The 11,311-nt window shown below is 44.4% G+C and carries 5 protein-coding genes; all 5 read left to right on the top strand.

The window, feature by feature from the left end; all coding sequences use genetic code 11:
- Positions 1-185: 185 nt before the first annotated feature.
- On the top strand, positions 186-1,013 hold the full coding sequence (map, locus tag AACV78_RS18090; protein ID WP_194011501.1) for a type I methionyl aminopeptidase: 828 nt from the start codon (positions 186-188) through the stop codon (positions 1,011-1,013).
- 390 nt (positions 1,014-1,403) lie between these two features.
- Positions 1,404-2,096 (top strand): response regulator transcription factor, encoded by a 693-nt coding sequence (locus AACV78_RS18085; RefSeq protein WP_194011497.1) that lies wholly within the window; start codon positions 1,404-1,406, stop codon positions 2,094-2,096.
- 585 nt (positions 2,097-2,681) lie between these two features.
- The gene (locus AACV78_RS18080) at positions 2,682-2,987 is read left to right on the top strand and encodes a hypothetical protein (protein ID WP_333379272.1); all 306 of its coding nucleotides are present in this window, start codon (positions 2,682-2,684) and stop codon (positions 2,985-2,987) included.
- A gap of 597 nt (positions 2,988-3,584) precedes the next feature.
- On the top strand, positions 3,585-8,771 hold the full coding sequence (locus AACV78_RS18075; protein WP_194011499.1) for a WD40 repeat domain-containing protein: 5,187 nt from the start codon (positions 3,585-3,587) through the stop codon (positions 8,769-8,771).
- A gap of 217 nt (positions 8,772-8,988) precedes the next feature.
- Entirely contained in the window at positions 8,989-11,256 is a 2,268-nt protein-coding gene (locus AACV78_RS18070; RefSeq protein WP_194074320.1) for an FdhF/YdeP family oxidoreductase, read from the top strand.
- Positions 11,257-11,311 lie beyond the last annotated feature (55 nt).

Here is an 11,311-nt window from a genome sequence, read left to right as displayed (position 1 = left end):
CTCCCGATCCCTCTCCCCATATCCCCCTTTCCCGTGCCGATTACCAAGAAAAATATTAAACTAGCTGAAAGGACGAGCGATCGACAGTTCGGAACAAGACACCGGTGTTTCCCCAAAAAACCGGACATTTACCGTTTTTTGCTTTAACCTGCCTTTCAACTACAAAATTACCTGACATTCAATACATGAATATTTTTAGCAGTCTGCTTTCCGCGCCAACTAAACAACCCCAAGTCACAAAACAGCGTCGAGGCATTGAAATTAAGTCGGAACGCGAAATCGAAATAATGCGGCAGGCGGCGAAAATTGTCGCAACCGTACTGAAAGAAATTTCGCAAATTGTGAAACCGGGAATGACTACTGCTGATTTGGATGTTTATGCCGAAAAACGCATCCGAGAAATGGGTGCAACTCCCAGTTTTAAAGGCTATCACGGTTTCACCGGCTCGATTTGCTCTAGCATTAATAACGAAGTTGTTCACGGCATCCCCAGCCGCAAAAAAGTAATTCGTGCCGGAGATGTTCTGAAAGTAGATACGGGAGCATATTACCAAGGTTTTCACGGCGATTCTTGCATCACGATCGCAGTTGTGGAGGTGACACCGGAATCTGCAAAATTAATTAGAGTCGCAGAAGAAGCTCTCTATAAAGGTATCGAACAAGTGAAGGCTGGAGCTTATTTGCTCGATCTCGCCGGTGCGATCGAAGATCATGTCAAAAGCAACGGTTTTAGTATCGTTGAGGAGTTTACCGGCCACGGTGTCGGGCGCAATTTGCACGAGGAACCGTCGGTTTTCAATTTCCGCACTCGCGAAATGCCGAATGTGAAATTGCGATCGGGTATGACATTGGCGATCGAGCCAATTCTGAATGCGGGTTCTAAGTACACTCGGACGCTGGCTGACAAGTGGACTGCTGTAACGGTGGATAATGCTATGTCGGCTCAGTTTGAGCATACTGTGTTGGTGACGGACACCGGTTATGAAATTTTGACCGATCGTTCAAAAGTTTAAGTCGGAATAGTTCAAGAATAGACAAGATTGTAAAAGTCCTTTTCATCAACTTTTAGGGTGCAAAGCGGATCTTCGTCCCACAATAAAAAAAGATTTTTGTGGGATGAGTTTTTAGCTGATATGGGATCGATTAACCGCAATACTAATATTAGTTCGTAGTGCGGACTTAAGTTCGCACTACAAACCAAGCGTTTTTGCGGTTAATTGAGCGGATATGATATTATAGCCACTCCTAACTATTTTGGTAATCTTGTCTGTTGCAGCAAAACAAAACTCAAAACTCTTGAGTTGAACCACAATTTATGAATTGCTTCTATAGATGGAGTGACAAGAATAGTTAAATTCAGCTAAGTTCAAAGATAATAGCGATCAAACGTAAGGGTAACGGATATGTCAGCACGATTATTATTGGTAGATGATGAACCGGGCTTGCGGGAAGCGGTACAAGCTTATTTGGAAGATAGCAATTTTTCGGTTGAGGTTGCCAGTAATGCTCGGGATGGGTGGGAACTCTTGCAGCAGCACAATCCTGATTTGGTGATTTCAGACATCATGATGCCGCAGGTGGACGGCTATCAGTTTCTCAAGCAAGTGCGAGAAGATCCTCGTTATAAGGCTTTGCCGGTGGTGTTTTTGACGGCTAAGGGGATGACGGGCGATCGCATTCAAGGCTATCAAGCCGGCTGCGATGCTTATCTTTCTAAACCCTTCGATCCCGACGAATTAGTAGCAATTGTCACCAATTTGTTAGCGCGCCGCGCGGCTGCTAAGGAGACAGGCGAAAATGCTGAAAGTCCTGATATTGCTGCTTTGGCTAGCCAAATGGCGAGAATTGAGTCTTTGTTGAGCGGGCGGAGTTCGATCGTCCAAAGTGCTTCGCCGATTAAAATTGATTTGACTCCGCGAGAGCAAAGTGTTTTGGATTTGGTTGCTCAAGGTTTGATGAATAAGGAAATTGCTCGCCGTTTGGAAACTAGCGTGCGGAATGTGGAAAAGTACGTCAGCCGCTTGTTTAGCAAGACTGGTACTAACAGCCGTACTGAGTTGGTTCGCTACGCCCTCGAACACGGTTTGACTAAGTAGGATTCCTCTCGACTTTGCTTAGGGCTCTTCCTCCCCGCTCTGCGTTCTCGAACACGGTTTGACTAAGTAGGATTCCTCTCGACTTTGCTTAGGGCTCTTCCTCCCCGCTCTGCGTTACCAGGCTCTTCCTGGTAACGAGAATGCTGCAAAAAATTAAAAATGTTAAGATATAATTATTGACACATCTGCGGTGCGTATGGTATAGCAAATCAGCTAGCAGGCGGCAGCGCGGGGCTGCGATCGAACTTCTCACCGTTTTGACTATGGGATTGACACTGGCGATCGAGTTCGGGAATTACTTAATTGGAAAACCGGACTGTTTAAGAGTTTTTACGTAGTAAACAGAAGTAGGAACCCTTGACAAAATACCCTCAGTTTCCGCCCGTGCAAACTTCGCGCGAAGTTTCAAAGCTCGAATTATATTTTATCTAACAACAAACTACTATTCATTAATAACAGGGATCTAAAGTAGTGGCGGATGTTGAATTTAGAGGAGAAAAATTTAGTTGATACCAGGAGGATCTCATGCGGAAAATTACGGCGCGACAAAGGATAAGTGCAATGATCGCACTGCCGATCGCACTAATGGCTAATACAAATCAAGCTTTGGCCGCCGATACTGTTCAGAAAATCGATCCAATTAAAGAAGTTTCAACTTTTGGCGACGAGCTAGATTTTGAGATGGCGCTACCAACAACAATCGCGATTGAAGAAAGCGAGGATTGGGATCAACCTGATTTTTCAGCTACTAACTTAGATATGGAGATTACTAAATTTATGACAGAAAATCTGCCACCTATAACTATTGAGGAGCCGCCAGCCGTAGTTTATCTCAGTGCGGCCAGGGGTCAGTCCACCAGACAATGCCGGATTTCCGGGATATGTGAATGATTGAGTCAGATTTGTGCGGTTTGTGCGGTTTGTGCGATCGGCTTTTTCAATAGGTAGAATTCTCGCTGTGCGAGGGTAAAACAATCAGTAAAATCCAGCAGATTTTCCTGAACTTATGCGAATAACAGAGTATGTATTTTTTCGGGTATGCTTTAACTATATCTAGTAAAACAATCGGACAGTTTCAAGGCTTAGGCGTGGGGAGCTATAAACTCGGTTTCTACGAGTTTTGGAAAAATGAGAAAGATAAGAAGAAACCGGGTTTCTGAGTTTAGCACATTTGGTTCGTAGTCCGCACTACGAAAGGTTTTGGATTTCTGAGGTTATACCAATTTCAAAAAATAATGCAACAGTATTCTTGTCCCCCACCCTTTACAAGGGGGGGCTAGGGGGGGTCAAAGAGTATTGCATGATTTTAGAGAAATGGTATTAGTATGCGTGCACGATGACATAGATCGGGCTAGTTTTGTAGCAACAAACTCCCTTGTATCAAAGTGATATTCATGCTTAAAAATCCGACAATCCGTAAGGTGCTAAAATCCGTTCCCGAACTTTCTTCTTTCTACAGCATCTATTCCATCATCATTTTCAAAGACTATGATTAACTCGCACTGCAGCCAAGACACCGCAGCACAGCAAAACAAAAGTTCGCTGCAAACTCTCTCTCGCACTCTGTCGATGTCTCAGGGACAATTTTCGCTGATTTTAGTGCGGTGCAATTATAGTGCCATGAAAGAAGAAACTCTACGGCTATTGCGAGAGGAGTCTGGGATTGAGATTCGAGAAATTGTCCTCCCGACATCTGTTAAAACTCTTTACACGACGATAGAAACCGAACTTGACGGTAGCAGGCCGCCAGCTTTAATGGTGTTTGGATTGGAGTCGGTAAGTGCGATCGATCGCGTGCTGACTTCTACCAACTACGTCAGGGAAGAATTTCGCAATAACTTTCCCTTCCCCATAGTGCTGTGGGTGACAGATAAAATACTCAAAAAAATGATTCGGTTAGTAACAGATATCGAGACTTGGACGACAACAGTAGAATTTGTGCAGGGCCCCGACGAATTGGTAGATTTTCTCGCCAAAAGTGCCGATCGCATTTTTGCCAGCATTTTAGAAACCGGCAATTGGCGTTTAAGTAATTGTGCCATTCTCGGAGCCAATTCTTTGACAGAACTAGAGTCGGCCAGCCAAGACTTGCAAACTTGCAACATCAGATTAGAACCGGCCATCGAAGCAAATTTACAATTTATTCGCGGCCGAGAAGAATATGCTTGTCACCGCATCGATGCAGCCATTAAATTGTATCAAAAAAGTCTCGATTTTTGGAAATATCAAGTAGCATTATTGGGGACGCAAACAGAATTTAGCGAATTATTATTTACCGCTCACCCCGCACCGGTCTTAGAGGGAATTCTGCTATTCCACATCGGTCTTTGCTACCGCTTCCAAGCAGAAAAGAACCGCAGCGATAACCGTCCTTACTGGACAGAAGCTAAGAATTATTTTCAGGAATGTATTAATGTTTTAGAAGGCGCGGGACAGTGGGATGCTGTTGGTACATTCATCAATCAACTCGGGGAAGTATTGCAGCATTTAGAAGATTGGGATGCACTCTGGAATTTAGCTATCAAAGCTCGGAGGTTACATCAAAATATGAAAAATTCAGCAGTTAATTTAGCTCAAGATTATGGCTTTTTGGCTAGAGTAGCCTTAGAGCAAAAAAACTGGGAAGGGGCGAAAGAATGGGCTTTAATCGCTCTAGATGTTCTGAACTCCCAATTAAAAGCGACGGGACAGGGAATGCCTGTAAAATCGCAGCATAAAGGCTTGTATCTATTAATTTTAGCAGAGGCTCAGAGCGAGTTGGGCGAGATAGAAGAGGCGATCGCCCATTTAGAGTTTGCTCGCTCGGAAACCAAACCTTGCTACAACCCGCAACTGTATTTGCGGGTTTTAGAAATGCTGCGAGTAGTTTATTTTCAGCGGGGAGAATATCTCAAAGCATTTCAAATCAAGCAAGACTATCGAGGAGTAGAACATACCTATCGGTTTCGAGCTTTTATTGGAGCCGGAAAATTGCAGCCGCACAGAGAAGCAATAGATCCCGCCGAAACAGTTACCTTCGCTGCTACTATCGCTGACGAAATAACTGCTTCCGGTAGAGAACAAGACCTCAACCGATTGATATATAGAATGAACAATACACCCGACAAACTGACAGTAATTTACGGTCAGTCTGGAGTCGGAAAAAGTTCAATTATCACAGGGGGATTAGTTCCCGCTCTCAGACAAAAAAAGATAGAAATGCGGACTGTTTTGCCGATCGTGCTGCAGGTTTACAACAACTGGCCGCAGGAATTGACCAGACAGTTATCTGCTGCAAAAGCTGAAATATTCAATCTCGAAAGTTCTGAACCAGTACCGAGTTCCGCAGAGGTTGATTTGACCCCAGCAGCAGGCGCAGTCAATAAAAAGCTTGTTTCGACTGCGGAAAATCTGGATATAATTAAGGATTTACAGCCTGTAGAAGTAATCGTCAAAAAACAGGCGATCGAATACGAAAAAATTATCAAAGAACTGCAAAGAAATTCCGAACATCTAGTAACAGTTCTGATATTCGATCAATTTGAAGAATTCTTTTTCGTGTGGAAAGAGCCAACAGAAAGGCAGATTTTTTTTGAATTCTTGCGGGAATGCTTGAAAATCAAGTATTTAAAAGTCGTCCTATCTTTGCGGGAAGATTACCTGCACTATTTGCTAGAATTTTCCCGACCGAAAAACCAAACAAAATTCATCAATAATGATATTTTGGCGGACGTTCTTAGCAAAGATATTCTATTTTATTTGGGAAATTTTTCCCTAGCAGATGCGCGCTCGGTAATTTACACTTTAACTGAGCGATCGCAATTTAACTTAGAACCGGAGCTAATCGAAGAATTAGTCAAAGATTTAGCTGGAGAATTGGGAGAAGTCCGCCCGATCGAACTACAACTTGTCGGCGCTCAACTGCAACAAGAAAACATTAGAACTTTAAGCCAATATCAGGAACTAGGTAACAATCCCAAACAAAAATTAGTCGAAAATTTTCTCGAAGAAGTAATCAAAGATTGCGGCCCCGAAAATGAAGGGGCGGTGCGCCGAGTTTTGTATTTCCTTACAGACGAAAATGAGATTCGCCCCCTGAAAACTCGTGCCGAATTAGCCTCCGATTTAGCGACAGTTGCCGAATCGGAAAAGTTAGATTTAGTTTTAGAACTGTTAGTAAAATCCGGTTTAGTTTTTCAGTGGATGGAACTGCCGGCAGAGCTTTATCAACTGGTTCACGACTATTTAGTTAGCTTCATTCGCCAGCAACAGGAATTAGATAACAAGGCTGAATTTGAGGAACTGCGAAAGCAAAACAAAATTAACCGAGACGAAATTGACCAAATTCGCAAAGATAGAGAGCGAGATGCTTTGCTGTCGGAAGCTAGAGATAAACAGCGCCAAGCCCGAGACAAACAGCACGAAGCGGAAGCTCAACTTTACAAAAGTCGGAGATGGCAATTGCGGGCGGCGGTGTTGGGAGTGCTGGTACTCGGAGGAGTTTCGGCGATGGCATTTTATCAAGCAAAATTAGCAGAAAGCGCGCGACAAGAGGCGGAAACAAGTCGGACAGATGCCTTAAATTCGGCATCGGAAGCTTTGGTGGTTTCTAACGATCAAAATCAATTAGCAGTGTTGAAAAATAGTATCAAAATCGGTCGCGGTTCTCAGAAAAGTACAGCGCTACCTGTGGATACTAAAAATCAAATTACTGAGAGGCTCAGACAAGCTGTTTCAGGAGTGCAAGAACGCAATCGTTTCGAGCAGCACGATAAGTCTGTTTTGGATGTAAGTGTCAGTCCAGATGGCAATTTTGTTGCTTCGGCAAGTGCTGACAAAACTGTTAAATTGTTGAGCAAAGAAGGTAAGTTATTAAAGACTTTTAAGCACGGCGATATTGTGACGAGTGTGAGTTTTAGCCCGGATGGGAAAACGATCGCGACTGGTGGTGCCGATCGCACAATTAAAATTTGGCAAGTAGATAATGACCAAAGTGCGATCGCTACTTTATCCGGCCACCGCGATATCGTCACCAGCGTTAGCTTCAGCCCCGACGGCAAAACCCTAGCTTCTGCGAGTCACGACAACACCGTAAAAATCTGGAATCTGGGAAACAAAAAATTGCTGCAAACCTTAACCGGACACAAAGATTGGGTACTCGGCGTGAGTTTCAGCCCCGACGGCAAAACAATTGCCTCCGCAAGTGCTGACAAAACTATCAAACTTTGGAACCGACAAGGTAAAACCCAGAAATTTCAAATTAATCCCAAAACATTAACCAAACATTCTGACATTGTATACAGCGTTAAGTTCAGCCCAAACAATCGAGAACTCGTCTCAGCCAGTGCCGACACCACAGCCAAAATTTGGAACCGAAAGGGTGAGGAAATCACAACTCTCAAAGGACACAACGATGAAGTTCTGAGTGCGAGTTTCAGTAGCGACAGCGAAAAAGTTGTCACCGGTAGCGCCGACGATACGGTAAAAGTTTGGAGTCGCAGCGGCACATTGCTCAGCACTTTTCGAGGAAATAAAGATGATGTAAGGGCAGTAAGTTTCAGTCGCGACGGCACGATTGCCTCCGCAAGTAAGGACAAAATGGTAAAAATTTGGCAACCGGACAGAACTCCGTTGAATCAGATTTTATTGGGACACGAAGACTGGGTTTACAAAGTCAGTTTTAGTGCAGATGGCAAAACAATTGCTTCTGCTAGCGGAGACAAGACGGTGAGACTTTGGCGCACTGATGGCAGTTTATTAAAAATCTTAGAAGGTCATCAGGATTCTGTAATTTGGACGAGCTTTTCACCGGACAATAAAACTGTTGCTTCTGCCAGCAATGACAAAACGGTGAAAGTTTGGAGTTTAGACGGAAAACTGTTAGATACTTTGAAGCATAACGGCGTTGTTAGAAGCGTGAGTTTTAGTCCAGATGGCAAGATAATTGCCACCGCCAGCGGTGCCGATCGCAAATTGTACCTCTGGCGCTGGAACGGTTCTAAAGCAACTTTGCTGACAAAACTCGATCATACCAATCCAGTGATTAGCGTTAGTTTCAGTCCCGACGGCAAAACTATTGCTACTGCTACGGCTGCTGACAACAAGGAAAGCGGGAAAAACAATGTGGGTGAAATTGCTGCAGAAAAAAAAGTTTACCTCTGGCAATTTAACGGTTCGTCGGCGAAGCGTTTGACAACTCTCAACCACGAAGATACGGTTAGAAATGTGACTTTTAGTCCCGACGGTAAGACAATTGCTGCTGCTTGTGCTGACAAAAAAGTTTATTTGTGGGCGTTTGATGGAACGGTGGCAAATTTAACTGAAAAACTAGACCACAGCGATACTGTGGAAAGTGTTAGTTTCAGTCCAGACGGCAAGTGGATTGCGGCGGCGAGTGCGGGAAATACTGTTAAGCTGTGGAATTTTAACGGTAGGAAGGCGCTGCTATCTAAAACTTTGGCATTGGGCGATCGGGTGTTGAGCGTTACTTTTAGTTCTGACAGCAAAACTCTGGCTTTTGCTAATAGGGATAAGACTATAATTCTCTTGCCTTTGCAAAATTTGGAACTGAATAATATTATTGCTCGTAGTTGCGAATGGGTGGGAGATTATTTGCAGAATGACCCGAATGTTACTGAGGGCGATCGAATGCTTTGTCTGGGGTTTGGGAAGCAAGCCTTAAATAAAAACAAGTAAACCCTCAAGGATTATCCCTCTCGATCTCGCTTTTATGCGGATGAAGAATGACTTGCTTTCCGATGCTGCAAACCTAGATTTAAATAGAGATTGAAACATCTATCTGTTGACAGGTTTTTTAAGCTGTAAAATTGCGGTAAAATTTTAGTCATAAATTTAACTTCTTTGGCGGTTCGCCCGTCGCATCAACCCGCAATTCAAACCAAAGGTAAACCGTATGGACACCAACTCCCAAAATATCCAACCCGTTCCGCCCTTCAACGAGAAAAATGAGGAAACACCAGACATTGGTGGCGGTTTACCCGTAATTGAGTTTTGGGCAGAACATACTTTGTCCCCGGAAGGCCCGAAACTTTGGAAAACTTTGCTTCACAATAGTGCTTGTTTGTCATGTTCTTGGGGCACTGGCGGGCAGAAAGGAGGCTTTACTAATGAAGAGGGCGAAAAACTTCAGCGCTGCATGAAAAGCGTTGAAGCAATCTCCGCTGAAATTAAACCTGCTGTTAAGACGAGCTATTTTGAACAGCACAATATTGCAGAACTCCAGCAATTAACTTCAATGGAATGCGACAGGCTGGGAAGGTTGAGTTTTCCGATGATTTTGCGGGCTGGTTCGTCTCATTACGATCGCATTTCTTGGGAAGAAGTTTATCAAATTGCCGAGGCTGCGTTTCGCAAAACCCCCGAAAGAGTCGCATCTTACAGTTCCGGTCGCTCTTCCAACGAGGCGGCTTTTTTACTGCAATTGATGATGCGGGCGATGGGTTCCAATAACTTAGCAGATTGTTCGGATTTGTGCCACGCTCCCTCGACAACTGGGTTAAGCGAAATGTTTGCTACCCGCACCTCAATAGTGAGTCTAGAAAACTTGAAGCAAGCAGATTGCGTCGTGCTCGCGGGCGCGAATTCTGCCTACAACCATCCCCGCTTCATGAACGAGTTGATTAAAATCCGCGACAAAGGCGGTAAAATAATTGTAATTAACCCAGTGATGGAAATCGGGTTAGTCAAATTTGGTTCTCCAGCATTTCCCGTCAAGTCGCTCATCCCGGGTTCCGATATTTCCTCGCTCTACTTGCAACCAATTCCCGGCAGCGACACTGCCTTATTTGTCGGCATTCAAAAATCTGTAATCGAACAAGGATTGCTGGATGAAAAATATTTGCAAGCCCACACCGAAGGCTGGGAAGCAGTAGTGCAGCACGCCCGCGAAACCGACTGGGAAACTATTACTACAACTTGCGGAGTTTCGCAAGCAGAAATTGAGGAAGCCGCCAAAATTATCGGCAATTCAAAGCGAGTTGTATTCGGTTGGGCGATGGGAATTACCCAACAACAAAACGGCGTAGATAATGTTTTTAGCATTGCTAATACTGCCTTGATGACGGGAAATGTCGGCAAAGAAGGGGCGGGATTAATGCCGGTGAGAGGACACTCAAACGTCCAAGGATTCGGCTCTATGGGCGTGACTGTGAAGCTGAAAAAAGAAATCCAACACACTCTCGAACAGTTGTTGGGGCGTCCCCTGAGTCGCGTTAAGGGTTACGAAACTCGATCGCTCATTGAAGCAGCAGATGCAGGCAAAGTCGATACGCTACTCTGTCTGGGCGGCAACCTGTACGGGGCAAATCCAGATTCTAATCAAGCAAAACGCGCTTTAGGTAAGATTGAAACTATTATCTACCTCGCAACCAAACCGAACTTAGGGCATTTTAACGGATTGGCAAAGCACAATACAATTGTGATTCCCGTGCTGAATCGCTTTGACAACCCCCACAAAACAACGGTGGAATCTGGTAATAACTTTGTGCGTTTCAATGATGAAGGCGAAACTCACCTCAAAGAGGCTGACTTAATTCCAGAAGTGCATTTTTTGACCGAATTGGCGAGCAGAATTCACGGCAGTTATCCGGTAGACTGGCGCCAACTGCAAGATACGCGATACATTCGACAATTGATTGCTAAAACAATTCCCGGCTATGAAAAAATGGCAACAATTGATGATACAAAAGAGGAATTTACCATCAGCGGGCGGATTTTTATGGAACCTAAATTCCCCACTGATTCCGGCAAAGCCAAGATGTTTGTCGCGCCTTTACCTGTCCTGAAATTACCGGAAATTAAAGATTTTGGTGTATCGGAATCGGTGCGCGGTTTAGTGGTAGCCTTGATGACGGGACGCAGTTATTCTCAGCACAATACTGTGGTTTACAAAATTGATGACAAGTACCGGGGAATGCCGCACCGCAACTGCATTTTAATGAATCGCGAGGATGCAGAAAGCGCGGGTTTGCAAGAACATCAGCGGGTTACGGTGCAGGGAAATGCGGGGAAAATGGAAAATGTTGAGGTGATTTACGGGGCGGTTCGTGCGGGTGCTGCTTTGATGTTTTATCCTGAAGTTAATGTGATTTTTCACCCGGAGATTGAAAAGCGATCGGGCACGCCTGCTTACAAGCGAGTACCTGCTTTGGTATACGCATAAATTTGGGATTATACCAATTTTATAAAGTAGCGCTAGATATTACCCCCCCAACCCC

The sequence above is a fragment of the Tychonema sp. LEGE 07196 genome (assembly GCF_963890365.1).
In the GTDB taxonomy this organism is placed as follows: Bacteria; Cyanobacteriota; Cyanobacteriia; order Cyanobacteriales; family Microcoleaceae; genus Microcoleus.
The sequence above is the reverse complement of the archived record's forward strand: the minus strand, read 5'-3'. Positions and strand labels throughout refer to the sequence as shown.